Annotated in this window: 18 protein-coding genes and 4 tRNA genes; 14 read left to right on the top strand and 8 right to left on the bottom strand. The window is 65.3% G+C overall.

What is annotated here, in order from left to right; all coding sequences use genetic code 11:
* Positions 1 to 147 precede the first annotated feature (147 nt).
* The 4 genes from pstS to pstB all read left to right on the top strand — a co-directional run bounded on the left by pstS (position 148) and on the right by pstB (position 4,043).
* Entirely contained in the window at positions 148 to 1,263 is a 1,116-nt protein-coding gene (gene pstS, locus ACQPZ2_RS41430; protein ID WP_433523332.1) for a phosphate ABC transporter substrate-binding protein PstS, read from the top strand.
* A gap of 91 nt (positions 1,264 to 1,354) precedes the next feature.
* Positions 1,355 to 2,347 carry a phosphate ABC transporter permease subunit PstC gene (gene pstC / locus ACQPZ2_RS41425; RefSeq protein WP_433523331.1) on the top strand — a complete coding sequence of 331 codons (993 nt, stop codon included), beginning with the start codon at positions 1,355 to 1,357 and terminating at the stop codon, positions 2,345 to 2,347.
* Positions 2,347 to 3,252, top strand: coding sequence for a phosphate ABC transporter permease PstA (gene pstA / locus ACQPZ2_RS41420; protein WP_063044451.1), 906 nt, complete (start codon positions 2,347 to 2,349; stop codon positions 3,250 to 3,252). The genes pstC and pstA overlap by 1 nt, the downstream gene beginning before the upstream one ends.
* Positions 3,253 to 3,266: 14 nt before the next feature.
* The gene (gene pstB, locus ACQPZ2_RS41415) at positions 3,267 to 4,043 is read left to right on the top strand and encodes a phosphate ABC transporter ATP-binding protein PstB (protein WP_433523330.1); all 777 of its coding nucleotides are present in this window, start codon (positions 3,267 to 3,269) and stop codon (positions 4,041 to 4,043) included.
* Between the two features lie 210 nt (positions 4,044 to 4,253).
* Here pstB and phoU read toward each other — a convergent pair whose 3' ends face one another.
* From phoU to ACQPZ2_RS41395, 4 genes are all read right to left on the bottom strand, one after another.
* A complete protein-coding gene (gene phoU, locus ACQPZ2_RS41410) occupies positions 4,254 to 4,916 on the bottom strand; it encodes a phosphate signaling complex protein PhoU (protein ID WP_433523329.1) in 663 nt (220 codons plus the stop codon).
* Positions 4,917 to 5,016: 100 nt separating this feature from the next.
* Positions 5,017 to 7,365, bottom strand: a complete 2,349-nt coding sequence (locus tag ACQPZ2_RS41405) for an LCP family protein (RefSeq protein WP_433523328.1) — start codon at positions 7,363 to 7,365, stop codon at positions 5,017 to 5,019.
* A gap of 222 nt (positions 7,366 to 7,587) precedes the next feature.
* Positions 7,588 to 8,736 carry a tRNA dihydrouridine synthase DusB gene (gene dusB / locus ACQPZ2_RS41400; protein ID WP_433523327.1) on the bottom strand — a complete coding sequence of 383 codons (1,149 nt, stop codon included), beginning with the start codon at positions 8,734 to 8,736 and terminating at the stop codon, positions 7,588 to 7,590.
* 69 nt (positions 8,737 to 8,805) lie between these two features.
* On the bottom strand, positions 8,806 to 9,666 hold the full coding sequence (locus tag ACQPZ2_RS41395; protein WP_433523326.1) for an SDR family oxidoreductase: 861 nt from the start codon (positions 9,664 to 9,666) through the stop codon (positions 8,806 to 8,808).
* A gap of 216 nt (positions 9,667 to 9,882) precedes the next feature.
* On the opposite strand from ACQPZ2_RS41395, the gene ACQPZ2_RS41390 reads away from it, so the two are divergent.
* The gene (locus ACQPZ2_RS41390; protein ID WP_433523325.1) at positions 9,883 to 10,536 is read left to right on the top strand and encodes a hypothetical protein; all 654 of its coding nucleotides are present in this window, start codon (positions 9,883 to 9,885) and stop codon (positions 10,534 to 10,536) included.
* Positions 10,537 to 10,656: 120 nt separating this feature from the next.
* Here ACQPZ2_RS41390 and ACQPZ2_RS41385 read toward each other — a convergent pair whose 3' ends face one another.
* A complete protein-coding gene (locus ACQPZ2_RS41385) occupies positions 10,657 to 11,622 on the bottom strand; it encodes an acyl-ACP desaturase (RefSeq protein ID WP_433527659.1) in 966 nt (321 codons plus the stop codon).
* Positions 11,623 to 12,460: 838 nt separating this feature from the next.
* Positions 12,461 to 12,533: transfer RNA gene (locus tag ACQPZ2_RS41380), tRNA-Lys, on the bottom strand.
* An 850-nt stretch (positions 12,534 to 13,383) separates the two neighbouring features.
* Between ACQPZ2_RS41380 and ACQPZ2_RS41375 the strand changes: the two genes are divergently transcribed.
* From ACQPZ2_RS41375 to ACQPZ2_RS41345, 7 genes are all read left to right on the top strand, one after another.
* A complete protein-coding gene (locus ACQPZ2_RS41375) occupies positions 13,384 to 14,049 on the top strand; it encodes a TetR family transcriptional regulator (protein WP_433523324.1) in 666 nt (221 codons plus the stop codon).
* Between the two features lie 93 nt (positions 14,050 to 14,142).
* A tRNA-Glu gene (locus ACQPZ2_RS41370) sits at positions 14,143 to 14,215 on the top strand.
* 29 nt (positions 14,216 to 14,244) lie between these two features.
* Positions 14,245 to 14,318: transfer RNA gene (locus tag ACQPZ2_RS41365), tRNA-Asp, on the top strand.
* Between the two features lie 59 nt (positions 14,319 to 14,377).
* Positions 14,378 to 14,454: transfer RNA gene (locus tag ACQPZ2_RS41360), tRNA-Phe, on the top strand.
* Between the two features lie 238 nt (positions 14,455 to 14,692).
* Entirely contained in the window at positions 14,693 to 14,920 is a 228-nt protein-coding gene (locus ACQPZ2_RS41355) for a hypothetical protein (RefSeq protein WP_433523323.1), read from the top strand.
* Between the two features lie 145 nt (positions 14,921 to 15,065).
* Complete coding sequence (locus tag ACQPZ2_RS41350; protein WP_433523322.1) at positions 15,066 to 15,251, top strand: hypothetical protein; 186 nt, start codon at positions 15,066 to 15,068, stop codon at positions 15,249 to 15,251.
* 240 nt (positions 15,252 to 15,491) lie between these two features.
* Positions 15,492 to 16,211: a polyprenol monophosphomannose synthase gene (locus ACQPZ2_RS41345; RefSeq protein ID WP_281197528.1), complete on the top strand. Its 720-nt coding sequence runs from the start codon at positions 15,492 to 15,494 to the stop codon at positions 16,209 to 16,211.
* Positions 16,212 to 16,652: 441 nt separating this feature from the next.
* Here ACQPZ2_RS41345 and ACQPZ2_RS41340 read toward each other — a convergent pair whose 3' ends face one another.
* Positions 16,653 to 18,101 carry an HAD-IB family hydrolase gene (locus tag ACQPZ2_RS41340; protein ID WP_433523321.1) on the bottom strand — a complete coding sequence of 483 codons (1,449 nt, stop codon included), beginning with the start codon at positions 18,099 to 18,101 and terminating at the stop codon, positions 16,653 to 16,655.
* Complete coding sequence (locus ACQPZ2_RS41335) at positions 18,101 to 20,557, bottom strand: glycerol-3-phosphate 1-O-acyltransferase (RefSeq protein ID WP_433523320.1); 2,457 nt, start codon at positions 20,555 to 20,557, stop codon at positions 18,101 to 18,103. The genes ACQPZ2_RS41340 and ACQPZ2_RS41335 overlap by 1 nt, the downstream gene beginning before the upstream one ends.
* A 121-nt stretch (positions 20,558 to 20,678) precedes the next feature.
* Here ACQPZ2_RS41335 and ACQPZ2_RS41330 point away from each other — a divergent pair, with 121 nt between their 5' ends.
* Entirely contained in the window at positions 20,679 to 21,443 is a 765-nt protein-coding gene (locus ACQPZ2_RS41330; protein ID WP_433523319.1) for a DUF2127 domain-containing protein, read from the top strand.
* A gap of 92 nt (positions 21,444 to 21,535) precedes the next feature.
* On the top strand, positions 21,536 to 22,846 hold the full coding sequence (gene nbtS / locus ACQPZ2_RS41325) for a nocobactin biosynthesis salicylate synthase NbtS (RefSeq protein ID WP_433523318.1): 1,311 nt from the start codon (positions 21,536 to 21,538) through the stop codon (positions 22,844 to 22,846).
* The last annotated feature ends 30 nt before the right edge of the window (positions 22,847 to 22,876 follow it).

The raw sequence follows: 22,876 nt of genomic DNA, 5'->3' as shown, positions 1-22,876 counted from the left end.
GGTCCAACTGTCAACCGAGCGACCTTACGTTACATAAGGGCGGCACAGTTGCCGCCTGGTGCGCAAGTTCCCCGCGAACGGCACCACGAAACCCGCCCGGGCCGGTGAGGGACCGGGCGTGTCGAACGCGATTCCCCGGAGGAATAAGTGAACTTCAAGCGCAGCAGCGCCCTGATCGGTGTGCTGGCCGCCGTCGCCATGCCCCTGGCCGCCTGTGGCAGCGACGACAACAGCACCTCGTCCAGTGGCGATTCCACCGCCAAGGTCGATGTCGCCTGTGGCGGTAAGAAGGCGCTCAAGGCCAGCGGTTCCTCGGCTCAGAAGAACGCCATGGACCGCTTCGTCGCCGCCTACGAGGCCAACTGCAGCGGCTCCACGCTGAACTACACCTCCAGCGGTTCCGGCGCCGGTGTGAACGAATTCCTCGGTGGCCAGACCGATTTCGCGGGTTCCGACTCGCCGCTGAGCGACAAGAAGGGCGAGCCCGCCAAGGCGCAGGAGCGCTGCGGCGCCCCGGCTTGGAACCTGCCGACCGTCTTCGGCCCGATCGCCATCACCTACAACATCGACGGTGTGAGCGATCTGGTGCTCGACGGTCCGACCGCCGCCAAGGTGTTCAACGGCACCGTCGCCACCTGGGACGCGCCGGAGATCAAGGCGCTGAACCCGACCGCCAAGCTGCCCTCGGACAAGATCTCGGTGATCTTCCGCAGCGATGAGTCGGGCACCACCGACAACTTCCAGCTCTACCTGGACGCCGCCTCCGACGGCGCGTGGGGCAAGGGCGCGGGCAAGACCTTCAACGGCGGTATCGGTGAGGGTGCCAAGGGCAACGAGGGCACCTCGGCCGCCATCAAGAGCACCAAGAACTCGATCACCTACAACGAGTGGTCCTTCGCCAAGGCACAGAACCTGTCCATCGCGCAGGTCGTCACCTCGGCCTCCAAGGATCCGGTCAAGCTGACCCCGGAGTCCGCGGCCAAGGCCGTCGACAGCGTGAAGATCAAGGGCGAGGGCAACGACCTGGTGCTCGACACCTCGTCGTTCTACAAGCCGACCGCGGCCGGTGCGTACCCGATCATCCTGCCGACCTACGAGATCGTCTGCTCGAAGTACATCGACGCCGACACGTCCAAGGCGGTCAAGGCATTCCTGACCTCGGCCGTCAACAACGGCCAGAAGGGTCTGGACACCGCGGGCTACGTCGCGATCCCGGACAAGTTCAAGACCAAGCTGACCACCGCGATCAACGCCATTTCCTGATAGCTGCCACGCCATGACCGTGCACCCTGAGGTGTCCGCCGCGGACCAGTCGGACTCGACTGGTCCGCTGGCGGCTGGAGATACTGCCCCTATGTCGAGTGAACCGAGCACCGAACCGGACTCACCGAAAGGTCCGGCCGCAACACCGGCCAGGAAAGGCCACAACCAAGGGGCCGAGGTCGTCTTCCGGTCGCTTGCCACCGCAGCGGGTGCCACGGTCGTGGCGGCCATCGCACTGATCGCCCTATTCCTACTGATCCGGGCTTGGCCCTCGATCATGGCGAACGAGGCGAACTTCTTCACCACCAGCGAATTCAACACCACCAATGCCGATCACCTGCGATTCGGCATCCGGGACCTGCTCATGGTCACGGTGTTGAGCTCGATACTCGCGCTGGTGATCGCGGTGCCCATCGGTGTGGGCATCGCACTTTTCCTGACCCACTATTCGCCGAAGCCGATGGCGCGTCCGTTCGCGATGCTCGTCGATCTGCTCGCGGCGGTGCCGTCCATCGTGTTCGGCCTCTGGGGCTTCCTGGTGCTCGCACCGCGGCTCGAACCCGTCGAGACGTTCTTGAACAAGAACCTCGGCTGGTTCTTCCTGTTCTCCGACGGCAATGTGTCGATCTCCGGTGGCGGCACGATCTTCACCGCGGGCGTGGTGCTGGCGGTGATGATCCTGCCGATCATCACCTCGGTTTCTCGCGAGGTCTTCAACCTGACACCTCTCTCGCATATCGAGGCCGCGCAGGCGCTCGGCGCGACCAAATGGGAGATGGTCCGGATGACGGTGCTGCCCTACGGCCGCAGCGGTGTGATCGCCGGTTCCATGCTCGGCCTCGGTCGCGCGCTCGGTGAGACGATCGCGGTATTGGTGATCCTGCGCACCTCGGCACAGGCCGGTCACTGGTCGCTGTTCGACGGCGGCTACACCTTCGCCTCCAAAATCGCCGCCGCCGCGTCGGAATTCAGTCAGCCGCTGCCGACCGGCGCCTACATCGCGGCCGGCTTCGTGCTGTTCGCGCTGACCTTCATCGTCAACGCGCTGGCGCGGCTCGTGTCCGGTGGAAGGGTGAACGGGTAATGACCACCACGACGACTCTCGACAAGCCGGTCAAGGCGCCCACCTTCCGGCATGTGAGCGCGGCCCGCCGCCTCAAGAACAACATCGCGACCGGAGTGGTCTGGGCCTGCTTCGCCATCGCGCTCGTGCCGCTGATCTGGGTGCTGTTCATGGTGGTTTCGAAGGGCCTCGAGTCCGTCGTCTCGCCGGACTGGTGGCAGAAATCGCAGAAGGGCATCCTGCCGGACCAGACCGGTGGCGGTGTGTACCACGCGATCTACGGCACCATCGTGCAGACCGTCGTCGCCGCGATCCTGGCGGTGCCGCTCGGCATCATGGCCGCGGTTTACCTGGTCGAATACGGGCGTGGCGTGCTGGCCAAGGTCACCACGTTCATGGTCGACATCCTCGCGGGTGTCCCGTCGATCGTCGCGGCGCTGTTCATCTTCGCGCTGTGGATCGCGACCTTCGGCTTCCCGCAGAGTTCCCTGGCGGTGTCGCTGGCGCTCGTACTGCTCATGCTCCCGGTGGTGATTCGCAGCACCGAGGAAATGCTGAAGCTGGTTCCCGACGAGCTGCGCGAGGCGTCCTACGCGCTCGGAATTCCCAAGTGGAAGACCATCGTTCGGATCGTGGTGCCGACCGCGGCGCCCGGCATGATCAGCGGCATCCTGCTCTCGCTCGCCCGCGTCATGGGTGAGACGGCGCCGGTGCTGGTGCTGGTCGGCTACAGCAAGTCGATCAATACCAACCTGTTCGACGGCAATATGGCGTCGTTGCCGCTGCTGATCTACCAAGAGTTGGCGAACCCGGAACCGGCCGGCCGAGCCCGGGTGTGGGGCGCGGCGTTGACGCTGATCCTGTTGATCGCCCTCTTGTACGCGGCGGCCGCGGTCGTCAACAAGCTGCTCACGCGGAACCGATAGAAGCGAACGGAAAAATGGCCAAGCGGATCGACGTCAAAGACCTGAATATCTACTACGGCAAATTCCATGCGGTTGCCGATGTCAAGCTGTCGGTACTGCCGCGCAGCGTGACCGCCTTCATCGGCCCGTCGGGTTGCGGTAAGTCCACCGTGCTGCGTTCGCTCAACCGGATGCACGAGGTGACCCCGAATGCCCGCGTCGAGGGCGCGGTGCTGTTGGACGGCGAGGACATCTACGGCTCCGCCGTCGACCCGGTCGGCGTGCGCCGCACCATCGGCATGGTGTTCCAGCGCCCGAATCCGTTCCCCACCATGTCGATTCGCGACAATGTGGTGGCCGGGCTGAAGCTGCAGGGTGTGCGCAACAAGAAGGAGCTCGACGAGGTCGCCGAGCGTTCGTTGCGCGGCGCCAACCTGTGGAACGAGGTCAAGGACCGGCTGGACAAGCCGGGCGGCGGCCTCTCCGGTGGTCAGCAGCAGCGTCTGTGCATCGCGCGCGCCATCGCGGTATCGCCCGATGTGCTGCTGATGGACGAGCCGTGCTCGGCACTGGACCCGATCTCCACCCTGGCGATCGAGGACCTGATCACCGAGCTGAAGAAGGAATTCACCATCGTCATCGTCACGCACAATATGCAGCAGGCCGCGCGCGTGAGTGACCAGACCGGCTTCTTCAACCTGGAGGCACAGGGCAAGCCGGGCAAGCTGATCGAGATCGACGATACCGAGAAGATCTTCTCCAACCCGGGCCAGAAGGCGACGGAGGATTACATCTCCGGTCGCTTCGGATAAGCGGCAACAAAAGGCCCGCACTACGGTGCGGGCTCCTCCGCCTCCCCGCACCTTCAGGCACCAGACTCATGTGCCCGAACGCGCGGGGAGGCGGCTGGCAGTACGAGCGCATCACGTCAGCCCGTACCCGGCGAGTTACCTATGTGCTCACGAAATCAGTTGAGCCAGATGGAAATACAAAAGGCCCGCGTAGAACGCGGGCCTTCATATTCACAGCTCGGCGTCGGGGTCCGGCGGCAGCTCACCGGTGACGAGGAAGATCACCCGGCGGCCGATCTCCACGGCGTGGTCGGCGAAGCGCTCGTAGTAGCGGCCGAGCAGCGTCACATCGACGGCCGCGGCGACGCCGTACTTCCAGTCGCGATCCATCAGCAACGTGAACAGGTGACGATGCAGATCGTCCATCGCCTCGTCGTCCTCGTTGAGCTGCGCGGCGCGCTCCGGATCACGGGACTCGAGCACTTCCTTGGCGCCCTCACCCATATTCACCGCGATGCGGCCCATTTCGGCGAAGTAGCCGTTCACCGCCTCGGGCAGTGCGTGGTTGGGGTGGCGGCGCCGGGTCACCTTGGCGACGTGCAGCGCCAGGGCACCCATCCGGTTGACGTCCTGGACGATCTGGATCGCGCTCACCACCTGCCGCAGATCACCCGCCACCGGCGCCTGCAGCGCAAGCAGGGCAAACGACTTCTCCTCGGCATCGGTGATCAGTTCGGCGATCCGGTCGCCCTCGCTGATCACCGACTCGGCCAGAGTGAGATCGGCCTGGAGCAGTGACTGGGTGGCCCGTTCCATAGCCGAACCCGCCAGACCGGCCATCTCGCCCAGCAGGTGGGCAAGGTCGGCCATTTGCTCGTTGTAGATGACACGCATGAATACAGACATTAGTGCCAGGTGCTGACCTAGTCACCAACACTGGGTTAATGGGTGGTGCCGAACGATTGCGAGGGTGTTGCCCCAGCTCGTGGCGGCGCTACTTGCAGGTTTCGTCGGCGGCGTTCACGTGCTCCAGGTCCGAGGGCAGTGTGACCGGTTCCGCACTCGCCACGGTGACCGAGACATTCGAGATCGGATCGCCGACCGGCGTGGGAGTGCGAATGGTCGGGTTGTCGGCACCGATCACGACCTCGACGATGCCACCGAGACTGTTCGACTGCTCCATCGTCGCCCCGGGCAGGGAACTGGCCACCGTGGCCGCCTCGGCCTCGTGGCCGGGCCCGAAGCGCACCTTGGTGGCGACCTCGGAATTGCCGCCGGAGTAATTGCCGGTGTTGTAGATCTGGAAGCCCTGATTGCCGAGCTTGGTCGCCGCCTTATTGGCCGCTCCTGCCGTCTCCGACCCATTGGAGACCAGCAGCGATACCGAACTCGGATCGACCGCGGTCAGCTTCGGCGGCGTCGGCTGGGCCGATGGGATCGAACCGGGGGCCGGGGTCGACTTCTTCTCGCCGGGCAGCGGCTGGTCATCGATGATGGCGCGGAAGATCGCCTTGATATCCGAATCGCGCGGGATCTCGTTGCCATAGGAGGTGGTGCCCGCGGTCGGGATGGTCAGGAAGGTGACCGCGCCCGCGTCGACCTTCTGCAGCGAGCGGCCCAGCGTCAGCAGGTCGGTCGGTTGCACCTTGTCGACGAAGGTGTGGCTGGTGAATGCGGAGATGAAGCCGTTCAACTTGCCGGGATCGAAGAGCACCCGGCTCGACAGTGCGCCGCGCAGCAGCGAGGCCAGGAAGCGCTGCTGCCGGTTGATCCGGTCGTAGTCGCTGCGTTCCTCGCCGTAGACGTGCCTGGCGCGCACGTAGTTGAGCGCGGTCTCGCCGTTGATGTGCTGATGGCCCGAGTTTTCCAGCACGGTGCCCAGGATGCCGTCGATGATCGGCTTGGGCGTGCAGACATCGACGCCGCCGACCTGATCGACCATCGCCTCGAATCCGGCGAAGTCGATGCCGATGAAGTGTCCGATGCTCAGACCCGTCATCTTGCGGATCACATTGACCAGACACTTCGGTCCGGCGAGCGCGTACACGGCATTGAGCTTGTCGCCCATGGCCGAGGGGAACACCTCGTTGGTGTATTCGGCCTTGTCGTTGTCCCAGCCGTTGCACTGCGGCCGGGTGACATCGAGGTCACGGGGGAACGAGACCACCACGACCCGCGAACGGTTCTTGGGGATGTTCACCAGCATGACGGTGTCGGCGCGGGAGCCTTCGGCATCGTCCAGAGTCCCGGCACCCACTTGGCCGTTGACGCCCGCGCGGGTGTCGGTGCCGACGAGCAAGTAATTCTCGTCGCCGAGCTGCGCGCCGGAGTCGACCACGTCTTCCGGATGGTCGTCGAGTGCGGAGACCTGGGTGAAGCCATTGGCGGTCGAACGTAGATAGCTCCAGCCGCCGCCGGTGACCAGCAGCGCGACCACCGCACAAATTGTCAGGGTGGCCCGGCCCGCGACCTGCAGCCGCTTATTGCGGCGCTGTCGGCTCGCGGCGAGCCGGGACAGGCCGACACGGGTCGATGCGGCCGCGGTTTTCGGGGCGTCCGGATCGGTGGTCGGCCAGCCGATGGTGCGCTTCTTCGGTCGCGGGGTCTCCTCGACCGGGGGGATCACGTCGGTGACGACCTCGGGCGGCTCTTTTCCGGAAACCGTCGATGCGCGGCGTTTCCCGGTGCGCGCGGTCGTCGGGGTGCCCGCGATGTCGTCGACGACCGGGGAGGCCGCGGAACGGCGGGCGGCGTCGGCCTTGGCGGCTGGAGTGGCCGTTGTACGGGGTGCGTCGGTCTTGCGTCCGGCCGGGGTGCTCGCGGTGCGCGGCGCTTCGGTATTGCGTGCAGCCGGGGTGCTCGAGGTGCGGGGCGCGTCGCCTTTGCGTCCAGCGGGCATTGCGGATGTGCGTGGCGGCGCGTCCGCCTTGCGTCCGGCCGCCGGGGTAGCCGATGTGCGGGGTGCGTCGGCACCGCGTCCGGCTGGCATGGCTGATGTGCGTGGCGGCGCGTCCGCTTGGCGCGCGGAGGGAGCGCCTGATTTGCGCGGCGGGGCATCGGCTTGGCGGGCGGCGGACTCCGGCGGCTTCGGGGCAGCCCGGTTCGCGTGCGTGGGCGGTGCATCCGGGGTCGCGGACCGGCGTCTGCGCCCGCTGCGTTCGTTGTCGACCTTCTGGACCAGGTCCTGAACCGTCAGCGGTGTCGAGCCGGAATCGGGATCGTTATGTCGGGCTCTCCGGGACGACCGTGCACTGTCGCGTTCGGTGTAATCCGCCGTGGGATAGCGCTCCCACGGGGCGCGACCTCCGGGCCGTGGCGACTGCCCGTGCCGATCGTCACCCACCAACGAACCTCGCTTTTCGTCTCCGCTGCCGTTTCGGCCGCTTTCGACCCGCATGACCGATTCCGCCAATGATAACGATTCCGCCACGGCGAGCCAGCCCAGTGCGAAATCGACGGGCCGAGGTCGTGTTGCACATTTGGATATGTGCTGGTCGGAGGGTTTTTGACGATCGAGTGACAGTGCGATTGCACGTACAAGTCGCTTGCCGGTCGGTCGAAACGATCAGCCGCCGCTGTGCATCAGATCCGCGGCCGCGGGGACGGCCGGATCGTCGGGATCGTCGAGCCAGCCGTGCGGCAGCGCCACCTTGCCCGGCGAACCTTGACGGCCGCGCGGACCCTCGGCATCGCGGGGGAACGGCGCGGTCGGGTCGAGTTCGCCGATGAGGTCCTGCAACTGAGTGAGACTCGACACAGTCGCGAAGGAGCGGCGCAGGTCCGCACCGACCGGAAAGCCCATCAGATACCAGGCCATATGCTTGCGCAGATCGCGCATGGCCTTGTCCTCGCCGAGATGTTCGGCGAGCAGCGCCCCGTGCCGGTACAACACCTCGCCGACGCGGCCGAGGTTCGGCGCCTCGGGCAGAGCTTCGCCGCGCAATGCCGCCTGCAATTCGGCGAACAGCCACGGGCGACCGAGGCAGCCGCGGCCGACAACGACTCCGTCGCAACCGGTTTCGTCCATCATGCGCACCGCGTCGGCGGCGGAGAAGATATCGCCGTTGCCGAGCACTGGAATCGTCGTGACGGCCTCCTTGAGCCGCGCGATCTTCGTCCAGTCGGCCTGGCCCGAATACCGCTGTGCGGCGGTGCGGGCGTGCAGTGCGACGGCCTTGGCGCCCTCGGCCTCGGCAATGCGTCCCGCGTCCAAGTAGGTGAGGTGGTCGTCATCGATGCCGATGCGGAACTTCACCGTCACCGGAACACCGGCCGGTTCGGCGCCGGAAACCATCGCCTTGACGATCTTGCTGAACAGCGCGCGCTTGTACGGCAGTGCCGCGCCGCCACCCAGTCGAGTGACCTTCGGAACGGGGCAGCCGAGGTTGAGATCGATGTGATCGGCCCAGCCCTCGCCGACGATGATTCGCACGGCCTCGCCGAGTGTGGCCGGATCCACACCGTAGAGCTGCATCGAGCGCGGATGCTCGTCCTCGTCGAAGGACATCATGTGCAGCGTCTTCTCATTGCGCTCGACCACCGCCCGCGCGGTGATCATTTCGCACACATAGATCGACGTGGAGCTGCCGAACTCCCGGCACAGCTTCCGAAACGCCAGGTTGGTGATGCCCGCCATCGGCGCGAGCACCACCGCCGGATCGACCGGATACGGCCCGATCCGCAGCGTGCTCTTGGCTTCGGCAGTAATCGTCACGCCCACCAGTGTCTCATCAGCGGCCGGGCGTCCTCGAGCCGTATGCGCTGACGTGCGCTGATTCACCTGCTATTCGCCGCGGAGTCTGCGGTGGTAGATCTCGCGCACGGCCGGGTCGGGTTGTGCGTAAGCCGTCGTCGCGCCGGTGAATTTGGCGACACCCAGCTGTGCGCGATAGGGCAGCAGCTGTGCTGATTTGATGATGGCCGCGAGTCGGCGCGGCACGGTCACCAGCGGTTTGTCCTGCTTTACCGATTTCACGATGGCCTGCGCGACATCCTCCGGATCCACCGTGGTCAGCGGTGTAATCCAGGTCGGCATATTGGCGCCGGCCGACAGTTCGGTGCGCACGATGCCCGGCAGCACCGCGCCGACGTGCACGCCGTGCTCCTTCATCTCCAGATGCAGCGCCGAGGTGAAACCGACCACCGCGTGCTTGGTCGCGCAATAGGTGGCCAGGCCCGGAAAGCCCTGTGTCCCAGCCAAAGACGCGATATTGATCACATGTCCGCTGCCCCGGTCCATGAATCGCCGGACGGCCAGACGCGAGCCGTGGATCACGCCGTTGAGGTTGATATCGATGATCCGCTGGGTCATCGCCTCGTCCTCGTCGGCGAACAACCCGGTCGGCATGATGCCCGCGTTGTTGACCAGCACATCCAGCGGGCCGAGCGCGCTGTCCACGCTGTCGAGGAAGGCGGCGAAGGAGGCCTTGTCCGTGACGTTCAGCGGCAGGCCGACGATCTTGGCATCCGGATCGGCGCCCAACTCCGCCGCCGTCTTGGTGACCAGTTCGACATCGATATCACCGATCGCGACCGCGGCGCCCGCCCCCAGGAATGCCTCCGCGGTGGCCCGTCCGATCCCGCGTGCGCCGCCGGTGATCGCAACGACCTTGCCGCCGAGCGTGGCCTCGCCCTTATTCGTCATGTCCCGGGCCTCCTGTGAGTGAGCGTCGAATGAACCATCAGTACCGCGCACATCGCGCACGACGGAGCCGAGCGTCAGCGAGGCGCAGTCGTGAGCGGGCATCGGATATTCCCCCAGTGTTGAGGTTCCCGGCCGAATCGTCGGCGGTTTGGGCCGATACGTAGCCTGTTACTCGCGGGTATCGCCCGTGACCACCAGACTTATCGGAGAGGGCCAATGACGGAACGGATCGAAGGCGCGGGATCGGGTGCGGACCGCGACTCCGGCGTGGAGCCGGGCAAGGCGACCGAGTCGAAGGCGTCCGATACGCGGGCGGGCACTTCCGGGCAGCCGTCGGACCGGCAGCCGGGCACACTGTCGATTCGCGTATCCACCGTGGTCGTCGGCGCGGTAATCGGCGCATTGATAATCGCGGTCGCCGTGCTGGGCGGTTTTCTCGTCTCGGCCCGCGGTGATCTTGCCGATCGAAACGATCGGGAAGCCGCGGATAAGCGGGCCGAGCAGGTGGCCACCGAATACGCGGTCGGCGCGGCCACCGTCAATTACCAGGACATCCCGTCATGGGTGGCCAAGCTGAAGGCGAATACAGTTCCGCAGCTGGCGAATAAGTTCGACGCGACCGCGCCCAAGCTCGAACAGATTCTGGTTCCGTTGAAGTGGACCTCCACCGCCGCGCCGATTACCGCAAAGGTGATGTCGGAGCAAGGCGGTATCTACAAAGTCGATGTGTTCGTGAATGTGAGTTCGACGAATGCGCAGAGTCCGGAAGGTGCGCAGACAACGGTGACCTACAACGTCACGCTGGATAAGAACTCGGATTGGAAGATCACCGATGTGGGCGGTGTCGACGGCGCACTGCCGGTGAAGTAGCGGCGCAAGGACTTTCGGCGGTTGAAGCTATAAGTTCGCCACTCGGATCGACGTTGCCGAAAATAAACGCGCCGCCGCCGGAGAAATCCGGCGGCGGCGCGTTTACGTTTGCGGTCGAGATCAGCCGGCGGCGACCCCGGCGAGCTCACGCTTCTTCGCCTCGCGGGCGAGCATGCGGTCGCGCTGCTCTTCGAACTTGACGACGTCCTGACTCAGCTTCTCCAAGAACAGCCCGAGCCGTTCGCGCACGGCCTCGCCGCGTGCGGTGAAATCGGTGCGTTCGAAGATGCTCCACTTCTTCAGCACGGGCTGCACCACCTCTTCGAGGTGCTGGCGCAGATCGTAGATGCCGTGCTTGGCCATCAGTACGCCGTTGCGGCGGAAGTTGGGCATACCGGCGCCGGGCATCTGGAAGTTCTCCAGGATCAGCGTGATCGCCTCGATCGCCTGGTCGGGGGACAGATCCAGGGCCGCGCCGCACATGTTGCGGTAGAAGATCATGTGCAGGTTCTCGTCTGCGGCAACGCGCTGCAGCATGCGGTCGGCGATCGGGTCGTCGCAGACCCGGCCGGTATTGCGGTGGCTGACCCGGGTGGCCAGCTCCTGGAAGGTCACATACGCAACTGAGTGCAGGAAGCCCGCATCGGCCTCGGTCGGCGAAGCGAATCCGTTGGTCATGTGGATCATGCGCGCCTCTTCGAGCGCCACGGGATCGACGCCACGGGTAACCACGAGGTAGTCGCGCATGACGATGCCGTGGCGGTTCTCCTCGGCGGTCCAGCGACCCACCCAGGTGCCCCAGGCGCCGTCCTGCGAGAAGTTCTCGGCGATCTCGCGGTGGTAAGAGGGCAGATTGTCTTCGGTGAGCAGGTTCGTGATCATGGCCGCCTTCGCGACTTCGTTCAGTCGGGACTGCTCAGGGTCCCAGTCCACCCCGCCGAGTGCCGCGAAGTTGCGGCCCTCGTCCCACGGGACGTAGTCGTGCGGATGCCATTCCTTTGCCAGGGAGAGGTGCCGGTTGACGTTTTCTTCGGCAACCGGCTCCAACTCCGTGAGCAGCTCGAGTTGAGTCAGATCCCTTGCCATATACAAGCCCTTCATGTGTGTGCGCTCTTGCTGGTCAGTCCCCCGGGTAGACCGTGTGCCGATGCGGCCATACCTTACGGCACCGTAGGTGTGATGCGAAACGCATCTGGCTGACAAATGAGACCTCGTGATAGAGGTCATATGCCGATGTCGGCGTTCGACAACCACACCGAGTGTAGGGGCTCGGCCCGCAGCAAGGGGTTTATCGCTACGGGCCGAGAGTCGTTAGCCCAGCGTGCCGTAACACACAAAGCCCCTGGTGTCGCCGCTGCGATCGTTCCGCTTCACCGCCGAAAAGTCCGCCCGAGTGCACCACCTGTGTTCTCGGCCAACGCTTCTCCGATCGTGCCGCCGATGCCGGCGCTCTTGCCGCTGCTGCCGGGCAGACCGCGAAGTATGTGTCCGATGCCGTCGCTGAACCGCGTCTGTGGTGCGCGCCACTGTCCGGGTGCTGGGGCGGCCAGGCCATCGCGATCGGAGGTACGGCATCGGTGACCAGATCATTGCCGCTGGTGCCCTCCTGTACGCCGGGGCCCGATCCAGTGCGCCGACCAACGAGCCGCGCCCTCGGCTCGGTCGCGCTGGGCGGCAATCAACCGAGCAATGCGGCCTCTACCGCACTCGTATCGGTGGCAGCTGTCCAATAGGAACTGAGAGAGGCAAATCGGCCAGCGAAGTCCACCTGTTGCCGAGGCGCGCCTCCGGGTGTGCGGCCCACGGCATGGAAAGCCAGCCGCGGAATGTGGTGTTTCATGGCCGCGGCCGATGCGCGTCGCGACTGCGCGCGGTCTGGAATATGACTCAGGCGTCCGGTATGGAAACCGGACGCCTGAGAAGGTGCCCCCAGTAGGGCTCGAACCTACGACCTGCGGATTAAAAGTCCGTAGCTCTACCAACTGAGCTATAGGGGCGCGGATGGACAGTGTAGTGGGCCGGGCACGGATCGGGTAACCGGGGGCGGGGCGCGTCGGTTGGGGGCGTGGATCGGTTCGCTCGGGGTTGCCGGGTGCCGCTGCCGAGTCGTGCTGGCGCACCGGGTAACACGATGCGTGCGAGTAGCGATGCTGCCGGTAAACAATTGGTACCCAGCTTTGTTCATTCCTGCCGAGCCGGGCTACCATCCAATCATGTTGCGTACCAATGTCTTTGGATTTGCAGGGGGTGTAGGGCCAGTGCGCGGGGGGACGCAGCGAGGTGACTGGCCGGTGTCGCGCGGTCGGCGCCGCGGCGACGGGGCCGCTGGTCGACTCGGGTGAACAGTGCTGCGACGCTGTCGAATTCGGAAATCCGAGGCATCACTTTGCTTGATTGCGTGAAGTTTGCTGTAACAGATATCCGGATGTTTCGGCCGCTGGAGTCTTCGGTTTGCCGCGTGTCGGATGGTGTTTCCGGGTACCGTGACGGCTTGGTGAATTACGGAAGAATCGCCGACTTACCCGGCGATCCGAAATTCGGCTTATCGTTGGTGTGCCCGAACGTGTCGCGGCCGGTTCGACCGATCGCGACTTCCTACGAGTCGACGCCGGGGGAGGCAGATCCGAGACGAAGTAATGCCCAGGTGCGCACCCCCTGCGGCGCACCTGGGCAGGAAAACTATACCAGCTGGTGTGTTTCAGGATTTTCGCAAGTTTTCGTACCGAAAGTTTGAAACGGGGCGAAATCCCGGTTTGAAGTATTGATAAAACTCATAACTTCGCGCCAAGGGTCCGTTCTTTTGGGGGCACCGATTGGCGACGAGTAGGCTTCGGAGGCGTTTCGAGCATGGCACGGCAGCAAGAGCGGGCCCGCCGGACACGCGCGGCGATAATCAGGTCCGCCGCCGTTGAGTTCGGGAAGAGCGGCTATGCCGCTGCATCGCTCAACCGCATTTTGGAAGGTTCACGCGCCACCAAGGGCGCCATGTACTTTCATTTCGATTCCAAGGAAGATCTCGCACGCGCGGTGCTCGAGACCGCGGTCGACCGATACCGCACATCGGCCGAGCGTTGGCTTGCCAGAACGGATCTCGGTGCACTCGACGTCCTGCACGGGATGGTCGACGAGGTGGCATTACGGCTCGAGCACGACATCATCGTGCAGGCCGAATTCCGGTTGATCATCGAGCCGGACTTCTATCGCGACGTGCAGACCGGCGGCGGTCGAATACTCGGCCGCGCCACCAGAGCGCTCGCGGTCCGCGCCATCGACCAGGGCCAGCTGCGTGCCGACGCGGACCCGGACCGCTTCACCCGCACCATCTCTGCCGCCCTCGCCGGCCAGCGCTATCTGATCGACATCCTCGGCAGCGGGGTCGATCTGCGGACCCGGTTCCAGGAGGCGCTCGAGGTCGTGGTCGAGGCGATGGCCACCCCGGAGTGGGCGGAGAAGTTCCGCAACGACGGCTGGCGGGCGCAAGCTCGACTCGAAGAGCTCGGTTTGGGAGCCTGAACAGCCGATTTGGGAATCGCGGCCGATCTGTCATAAGCTATCCCAGCTCCCAACGGACAGCCGTTGAAGCCGGTCCGGAGAAATCCGGGGCGAGCCCCCTTCGTCTAGCGGCCTAGGACGCCGCCCTTTCAAGGCGGTAGCGCGGGTTCGAATCCCGTAGGGGGTACGGTCTTCGGACCGTTGGAAGCAACGCAAGGCCCTGTGGCGCAGTTGGTTAGCGCGCCGCCCTGTCACGGCGGAGGTCGCGGGTTCGAGTCCCGTCAGGGTCGCAAGATAAGCGCCGGAGCAATCCGGCGTTTCGCGTATGGCATTCACCACGGGTGCCTGCGGCCAGGTAGCTCAGTTGGTACGAGCGTCCGCCTGAAAAGCGGAAGGTCGCCGGTTCGATCCCGGCCCTGGCCACCAAATCCCCTCGACATATCACCTGGTCGGGGGGATTTTTTATGTGTTGGCTCGGTTATCGAACTCGACCGAAGTGACGAATGTCCCGGCGCGCATCGGTGTCCGGTGCGTATGTTGGAGCCTGCAACTCAGGGGGTGAGCTTCGTCGGCTCCGGCGGACGGGCGTACTCCGAAACACATCAGGCAAGTGAAGCAGGTGTCGAGCAGAACCGTAGGACTGCGATTCGAAGGAGGAAATCTCATGCGATTCGTCAAGACCGGTGTTCTCGCTGTAGCGCTGGCCGGTGCCCTCATGACCGGGGCCGGTATCGCGCACGCCGACGAAAGCATCAGCGTGGACGCCAAGTTGCTTGGCTGCGCGATGCAGGCCGGGATCAGCGCATCCGACCTGACGGAGGCCAATATCGGCCGCTCCATCACTGTCTCCGATGAGATTGCCGCCCAGCTCAGGGCTAATGGTTGCCTCTAATCGGTACCGCCGGTCGTCCTGGCCGTCACAAGCCAGGACGACCGGTTTTTCGACCGCGCCGCATCGGTACTCACAAGGGGACGGATCTTGGGGGCCGGGGGTGAAATCGGGGGTCTGTTGATCATGGTGGTGGGATGCTGGGGTGATGGCGGAGAAGTGGTACTACTGCTTGAAGCACCAGCGGGCCGAGAATGGGAAGCAGTGTTGGTTCCGGGATCGGATGGGGCCGTATCCGGATCGGGCTACTGCCGAGCGGGCATTGGAGATCGTGCATGCGCGCAATGCTCGTGCGGATGCCCGGGATCGGGATTGGCGCGATGGAGAGAAGTGAGGGCGCGCCAGGGGTGGTGTGCGGCAACTGATTTCGACATGGATCCGGGGGTGGTCGGCGGGGTGGGCGACGCGATTTGCGAGGTAGTCGGCATGTCGCGGGTATTCGGGTGGCGGCGGGAGCGTGCGGGCGCTCAGGTGGTCTTCAGTTCGATCAAGTACGGTTCTTGGCAATCAGACGAGTGCTCCGGGTCCTGTCGTGGGTCTGCGGGCTGGAACAGGTGAGCAGGGAGGGCGACCCTTGAGGGTTACCGTTGTTGTGCCGACCTACAACGAGCGGGAGAATCTGCCGGTTGCGGTGGAGCGGCTGACGGCGCTGCCGGTGCCCGATCTGCATGTGCTCGTGGTGGATGACAATTCGCCGGACGGGACCGGTGAGATCGCCGACAAGCTGGCGGCCGAGCTGCCGAATGTCGTCGGCGTACTGCACCGCACCGAGAAGAACGGATTGGGTCGCGCCTACGTGGCCGGGATCACCCGGGCACTGGACGAGGGCGCCGATGTGGTGATCCAGATGGACGCCGACCTGTCGCATCCCGCTGAGGTCATTCCGGCGATGCTGGAGAAGCTGGACACCACCGATGCCGGTGTCGTGCTCGGGTCCCGCTATGTGCCCGGCGGGTCCACCGCCGAGGAGTGGAAGTGGTACCGCAAGGCGCTGTCCGCCTGGGCCAACTTCTACGTGAACCTGATCCTGCGTCTGAGCGTCAAGGACGCCACTGCCGGGTTCAAGGCATGGAAGGCCGATACGTTGCGCGCCATCGACGTGGCCTCGATTCGCAGCAACGGGTATTCGTTCCAGGTCGAGATGAACTACCGCACCGTCAAGAAGGGCATCACGATCGCGGAGGTACCGATCCGGTTCGAGGAGCGCACCCTCGGCGCCTCCAAGATGAGCCTCAAGGTGCAACTGGAATCCGCGCTGATGCCGTGGAAGCTGCTGTTCGGGCGCTCGGTCTGACACACCCGGCGACGACCGGGCACCCCGTCACCAGGTAACGGGGGATCCGTCCGTCAGCCGGGAATCCCGTCCGGCAAGCAGCCGGGCACCGTTCGTCAACCGGGCACCCCGCCCACCACCTAACTGGGCACCCATTGGCCTGCCGGGCACCCCGTCTGCCATTTCACCGGGCATCCGTGCGCCAGCCGGGTATCCGTGGCTGCCGCCGCTCAACTTCACCGCAGCGGAAGCGGTCGCACTCGCCATGGCTTTGGCATGCGGCGAGGCGACGCCCTTCGGCCAGGCCGGGCGCAGCGCGTTGCGCAAGATCCTCGGGGTGATGTCGGAGCGCAATGCGGCCGCCGCCCGGATTCGGTTGCGCTGACCGGGTATCGGTCCGCTGACCAGGCATCCGGGAAAGCGGAGCCCCAGGCATACGGGGTGCTGAAGGTCCCGGCGGCGTCACCGGTCCGGCGACGGCCAGTTCAGCAGGGTGTCGGTGTACAGCTGACGGACGGCTTCGACGTTGTCGTCCATATCGTTCGCGTCCCAGCTGCCGACGTCGATCGGGTCGAGGATGGCCACGTCGACGGTGCCTTTGCGCGCGACCATCGAGTTGCGCCAGTTGATTTCACCCGCATTGCGGATCACCACCGGGATCACCGGCACCCCGGCCTGGATTGCGATGTGGAAGGCGCCCTTCTTGAACGGGCCGATGCGCGGCGTATACGACCGGGTGCCTTCGGGTGCGACCGCGATCGACAGCCCGCCACGCAGGGTATGCACGACCGGCGCCAGCGCCGCCTTGGCCTGCGTGGTGTTGGCACGATCGATGAAGGTGACCCCGACGAACCGCATCAGCGGACCGAAGATCGGATTCTTCGTCAGCTCCTTCTTGCCGATTCCGGTGACCCCGCCTTCGAGCACTTTGGGCACGATGATCACGTCGAACTGGCTCTGATGGTTGAACAGGAACACGGCGGGTCTCGGGGCGCGGGCGTTTTCCGCACCGCTGACCCGCAGCCGGATACCGGTCGCGGCGAGCGTGACACCGGTTCCATAGGCCATCAGCGCATCGGCCATCTTCCGGCGCTGACGCGTGTAGGACTTGCTCAGCACGCCGAGCAGCGCCCCGGCCAGTAGCCCGGCGAATCCGGCGACGGTGCGCAGATAGTCGATCGGGCGTGGTGGTTGGCGCGAACGGAACGTCAGTATCTGCCAATTCTGTTCGGCGGCAGCGGTACCGAGCTTTCGCTCGGGATTCACCGCCACCGGATGCCCGACCACCGAGAGCAGCGGCAGATCGGCGATGCTGTCCGCGTAGACGTAGCTGCGGCCGATATCCAGCCCATGCGCGGCGGCGAATTCGCGAACCGCATCGGCCTTGCCATTGCGCCACAGGGTTTTTCCGTCGGCGTAACCGGTGAGCACGCCATCGGTGGTCGCCATCCGGGTGTACAGCACGTGTTCGATACCGAGTTCGGCCGCGGCGGGTTCGACCTGGAATCGGGTCAGCGCGGTCGCGAGCACCACAGTGTGCCCGGCGGCCTCGTGCGTCCGGATCAACTGCCACGCTTCGGGATACAGGTGCCCGTAGATCTTTCTCCGGAACAGCAGCGTGCCCAACTCGTCCAGCTCGTCTTCGGGCTGCTCGGCGAGTATCCGCATGGCCTGCTGCAGGAACCGGCTGTATTCGCCGTCGGTGAGCCCGTTGCGGATGCTGCCGAGCAGGGTGTCCGCGGTGATTCGGCTCTTATCGCGCCGGAATGTCCACCGTGACAGCGGCCCGAAACCATCCACAACGGCGGCGAAGTCGAAGACCGCGGCGACTTCCGGCCCCTGCGGCCCGGACCGGATCGCGGCGATGGCCGCCGCGAGATCCGTTGGGGCCGCGGGGCGCTGTTCGACCATCAGGCCCCCCGTGCGGGGATATTGGACGGATCCAGCGCGGCGGCCTGCGAGATCCGAGCCGCGATAACGCGCAGCTGGTCGGCGAATTCGTTTCTGCGCCGGGTCAATTCGGCCCTCGGCTTGGCCGAGTCATGACTGACGCGGGTCAACAACCCGTGGTTGTCCGCGAGTTTGAGTGCGCTGGAGAACAATTCGGTGGAGACCGATTCCGGACTGTGCAGTCGCTGCTGCAGCAGCATCTGCTTACCGACCGCTACGCATTCGTCGATGAACTCCTTGCGATCGATCTCTTCGGCGCTGTCGTGTGCCGCCAGCCGTTCGGCCACCACGAGCTGCGCGTCGGTGAATGCGCGAAGAGCACGGTGCGCCATCATGAATCCGGATGCGGTGAGTTTGTGCAGAACTTCCTCGCCGAGGGTGTCCGCCGCGGTGTGCTGGTGCCAATCCGGGTCCACCAGCAGCATTTCCGCGGTCATCTGCGCCGAGAACTCGGCCCGCTCCGGGAAGAAGAATTCGAACTTCAGCAGATCGCGCAGTCGGAAGGCCTCGTCCCAGCCTGCCCGCAGCTGATCCGGCGCCTGCATCTCCAAGGCGGACAGGATCGACAATTCGAGAATGGCGCGGTTGATGAACCAATGCACCGCGCTATTGCGATAGAACGCGGCCTCCAGATGCGCACCCGATTCGATCGAGTACACCGGTTCCAGCCCGCCGCGGTACACGGTCACGACCTTGGCCAGCGACAGCTGCTCCAGCACCACCGCGAGACTCTGCTCATCGCGCAGCGCCGCCAGTTCGCCGTGCGGCAGCTCGCGCTTCTCGATGTACCGCAGCACCGGGGCCAGCACGGTACGGACCTCGCCGAGGGTGAGCGCGCGCTCGTGCACACCGAGCAGCGCCAGGGTGACCAGCGCGTTGACGGTGATCGGGGTGACCCTGTTGATACCGTCGGCGACCTCGAAGGCCAACCGCTGCACGGCCTTTCGCTCCAGCTCGGCGACCTCCGTCGGCTCGGTGACATTGCTCGGCTCGGTCCCCGCCGGTTCGGTGCGGTGCAGCGGAATGATCGTCGGCGTCGGAACGAGCGGATCCCCGTATGCGGCAAGGCGATCGCGCGCCGACAGCGGTTCGCCGAATCGCACGTAGACGTGTCCGGCCGAATGCTGTTGGCTGCGTATATAACGCGCCATCCAGGCCAGGCCCTCCGGCTTCTTCTTCCCGCCCACCTGTTCGGTGGCGATGGCGCCGAGTTCGTTCAGCCGCTCATAGGTGATCGATACCGGGACGAGCAGCACATCGTCGATCCGATTCGAACGGACCGCGGAGGCAAGGTAATTCAGCAATCCGTAGCGCGGCGGGCGCAGCTTGCCGGTGCGGGTGCGGCCGCCCTCGAAGTACCACTCCATATTGAATCGCTTGGCCAGCAGGTAGGCGAAGTACTCCTCGACCACCGCCTTGTAGACCTCGTCGTCACCGAAGCTGCGCCGGATGAAGACCGTGCCGGTGCGCCGGGCGATCGGACCCATCGGCCAGAAGCTCAGATTCGCGCCGCCGATCACATGATTCGGTGGAAAGTCATTGCGGGCCAGCACATCACCGAGTACGAATGCATCGACATAGGACCGGTGCGAGGGCAGGAAAACCAGTGGATGGTTGCGGTTCAACGCGCGCAACCCGTCCAGGCCGGAGTCGTCGGAGTCGACATTCCAGGTCGAGGCGTGGATCGGGCGCATCGCCTGGGTGAACAGATCCGAGACCAGCCTGCTCTGGGCGGCGACGAGTTCGTTGAGCGCCTTCTCGGCCCGCCGGTACACCTCGTGCGGACTCGTACCGAGTTGATCCGCGATGAGTTCGAGCCTGCGCAGGAAGTCGGGGGAGTCGAGGATCTCCTCGGCCACCAGTCGCGGCACCTTGTACCGGTCACCGATGATGGATCGTTCGGCACGTTCCAGGGCGACCACCGCGGCGCGCACGATGGCGCGCGCGAACGGCTCGGCGGAGCCCTTCATGAGCAGCGCCGCGGCCTCCGGATTATTGGCGCGCAATTCGCTGAGCAGAGCGGGCTGCCCGGTGAGCACCACGTGGCGGTCCGGTGATTTGCCGACCAACCGGCGTTGCGCGAGTCGGTTCGGCTTACGCGGATTCGTCAGCAGGGCCAGGTCGGCGAAGGTGATGCGGCGGACCCCGTCGCGCTCGGGCGGGAGCCACAGCACTCGGATCGGCACCACCAGCGGATCGTCGCGGCGTCCGACCAGTCGATCGCCGATCGCATCCGCATCCAGATCCAACTGGGTGATCGGTGCGTCGACGCCGAGTTCGTGCTTCAGTCCGCCGTCGGCCAGCCAGGCACCGACGAGTTCGCGTTCCACGCCGGAGCTCGCATCGATCAGTGCCACCACCGAATCGGGAGCTGCCGCTCGAGCTGGAGCGGGCGAATCCCCGCGGTGATCGATCATGACTCCTATTGAAGCCCGCCAGTGGATTCCGCGCAGGAACTCCGGCGGGCGAGTTGGGCTTCGGGTATCGACACGGCGTTTGCGATCGCGGCCGATTGCGATGGCGAACTAGGCTGCGCGCATGGATTGGGCCTTACGCGCGTGCGGCTGGCACGGCCACTACACCTATGCGCCGGACGAGCAGGATCTGGCAGAGCGGCTGCATGTTCAGACGGTGGCCGGTGTCGCGTGGCGGTGTCTGCGCTGCGGCACGTTCGTACCCGGCGAACCGGTTGGCTCCGGGCCCGCCGACCATGCTCCGGAGGTGCCGCGTGGGCGACTGCTGCGGGACCGCTGGCTGATGCGGGCGTTGGCGATCGAGCGGTTGGTGCGCGGCTTGCTCTTGGTGGTCGCCGCGCTCGCCGTCTTCAAATTCCGGTCCTCGCGCGAGGATATGCGGGCAGCCTTCGACGAGGAACTGCCGCTGCTGCGGCCGCTGGCCGATCAGATCGGCTGGGATATCGACCGATCCAAGATCGTGCATCTGATCGATGACGCGTTCTCGCTGTCGAATACGACCCTGCTGTGGGTGGCCATCGGCATCCTCGCCTATGCGACGCTGCAGGCGATCGAGGCGGTGGGCCTGTGGTTGGTGAAGCGCTGGGGTGAGTACTTCGCGGTGGTCGCGACCAGCATCTTCTTGCCGTTGGAGATCTACGAGTTGACCGAGAAGATCACCGTGCTGCGCATCGGTGCGCTGCTGATCAATATCGCCGCGGTGGTCTGGCTGGTCTACAGCAAGCGGTTGTTCGGAGTGCGCGGCGGCGGGGCCGCGTACCACGCGGAGCACAGTATGGAGAGTCTGTTGAGCGTCGAGCGGTCGGCGCTCGCGGTGCCTGCGGAGTAGCCGTTTGCTGTGGTCTGCAGCACACTACCGATCTAGACAGGTAATGCTAACCTTACTTTTCTAAGTTAGGTCAGCATAACCTTGGAGGATCGTTGTCGACCACGGAGCGCTTGCGCGTTGAGTATGTGACCGATCCGGCGGCAGCGATGTCCCGGCTGGCCGCGGCCGAGCGCTTCGGCGAGTACGTGATGTACGAACGGCCCGGCGAATGGGTATTCGCGGCCGATCCGCTCGGCGGCGTCGAACTCGACGCGAACGAATTGCGTGTGTCCTGGGATGGGCGCGGCACCACGAGTGCCTGGGAGGGCAGCCCGGCGCGGGTCATCGACAACGCGCTCGCCATGCTGCCGCTCGGTGGGCGTCGGGCCTACGGCTGGATCGGATTCGAGTTCTGCGCATGGGCATTGGATGCGACGCGGCATCTGGATCCGCGAACCGCACTGGCCCATCTGATGATTCCACGCATCGAGGTGCGGGTCGGCGAGTTCGGCGTCCGGATTTCCGGCGCCACACCGGCCGAGGCCGATGACATTCACGATCTCATCGCCGCCTCGCAGGAGACCGAGCTGCCGCGGGCGCATCCGGTCGATGTGCGTCTCGATCCGACCCGATATCGCGATCGGGTCGCCGAGGCGGTCACGGAAATCCGCTCCGGTCGCTATCAGAAGGTCATTCTTTCCAGGAAGGTCGATCTGCCGTTCGCGGTGGATGTCCCCGGCAGTTACCGGCTCGGCCGCGCCAACAACACTCCGGCGCGGTCGTTCCTGCTTCGCCTCGGTGGACTCGAAGCGGCCGGATTCAGTCCGGAGTTGGTCGCCTCCGTCGACGAGGATCGGGTCGTCACCACCGAGCCGCTTGCCGGTACGCGCGCCTTCGGGCTCGGCGAAGCCATCGATATGGCGGCTCGGGCCGACCTGATCACCGATCCCAAAGAGATCGTGGAGCACGCGATTTCGGTGCAGACCTCCTTTGCCGAGATCACCGAGGTGGCCGATCCCGGCACGCCCGCGGTGTCCGATTTCATGGCGGTTCGAGAACGTGGCAGCGTGCAGCATCTGGCCTCCACGGTGCGCGGGCGGCTCGCTGCGGACCGTTCCAGCTGGGATGCGCTGGAGGTGCTGTTCCCGTCGGTCACGGCGTCGGGTATTCCGAAGCGGGAGGGCGTCGACTCGGTGTTCCGTCTCGACGGAGCGCCGCGTGGTCTGTACTCCGGTGCCGTGGTGACGATTTCGCCGAGCGGTGCGATGGAGGCGACGCTGGTGCTGCGTGCGGTCTACCAGACCACCGAAGGCGCGTGGCTGCGGGCGGGCGCGGGCATTGTCGGGCAGTCGCGGCCGGAGCGGGAATTCGAGGAGACCTGCGAAAAACTGGGCAGTGTCGCGCCCTACGTAGTCAAGGCCTGACAAATTCATACCCATCAAGGTCGGCCCGCG

The organism is Nocardia pseudovaccinii, from assembly GCF_050942345.1.
Lineage (GTDB): Bacteria > Actinomycetota > Actinomycetes > Mycobacteriales > Mycobacteriaceae > Nocardia > Nocardia pseudovaccinii.
This window is presented reverse-complemented; position numbering and strand designations above follow the sequence as displayed.

Coding starts and splice junctions, on each gene's coding strand:
- pstC (WP_433523331.1), top strand. CDS start 1,355: ATGTCGAGTGAACCGAGCACCGAACCGGACTCACCGAAAGGTCCGGCC.
- pstA (WP_063044451.1), top strand. CDS start 2,347: ATGACCACCACGACGACTCTCGACAAGCCGGTCAAGGCGCCCACCTTC.
- pstB (WP_433523330.1), top strand. CDS start 3,267: ATGGCCAAGCGGATCGACGTCAAAGACCTGAATATCTACTACGGCAAA.
- phoU (WP_433523329.1), bottom strand. CDS start 4,916: ATGCGTGTCATCTACAACGAGCAAATGGCCGACCTTGCCCACCTGCTG.
- ACQPZ2_RS41395 (WP_433523326.1), bottom strand. CDS start 9,666: ATGACGAATAAGGGCGAGGCCACGCTCGGCGGCAAGGTCGTTGCGATC.
- ACQPZ2_RS41390 (WP_433523325.1), top strand. CDS start 9,883: ATGACGGAACGGATCGAAGGCGCGGGATCGGGTGCGGACCGCGACTCC.
- ACQPZ2_RS41385 (WP_433527659.1), bottom strand. CDS start 11,622: ATGGCAAGGGATCTGACTCAACTCGAGCTGCTCACGGAGTTGGAGCCG.
- ACQPZ2_RS41375 (WP_433523324.1), top strand. CDS start 13,384: ATGGCACGGCAGCAAGAGCGGGCCCGCCGGACACGCGCGGCGATAATC.
- ACQPZ2_RS41355 (WP_433523323.1), top strand. CDS start 14,693: ATGCGATTCGTCAAGACCGGTGTTCTCGCTGTAGCGCTGGCCGGTGCC.
- ACQPZ2_RS41350 (WP_433523322.1), top strand. CDS start 15,066: ATGGCGGAGAAGTGGTACTACTGCTTGAAGCACCAGCGGGCCGAGAAT.
- ACQPZ2_RS41340 (WP_433523321.1), bottom strand. CDS start 18,101: ATGGTCGAACAGCGCCCCGCGGCCCCAACGGATCTCGCGGCGGCCATC.
- ACQPZ2_RS41335 (WP_433523320.1), bottom strand. CDS start 20,557: ATGATCGATCACCGCGGGGATTCGCCCGCTCCAGCTCGAGCGGCAGCT.
- ACQPZ2_RS41330 (WP_433523319.1), top strand. CDS start 20,679: ATGGATTGGGCCTTACGCGCGTGCGGCTGGCACGGCCACTACACCTAT.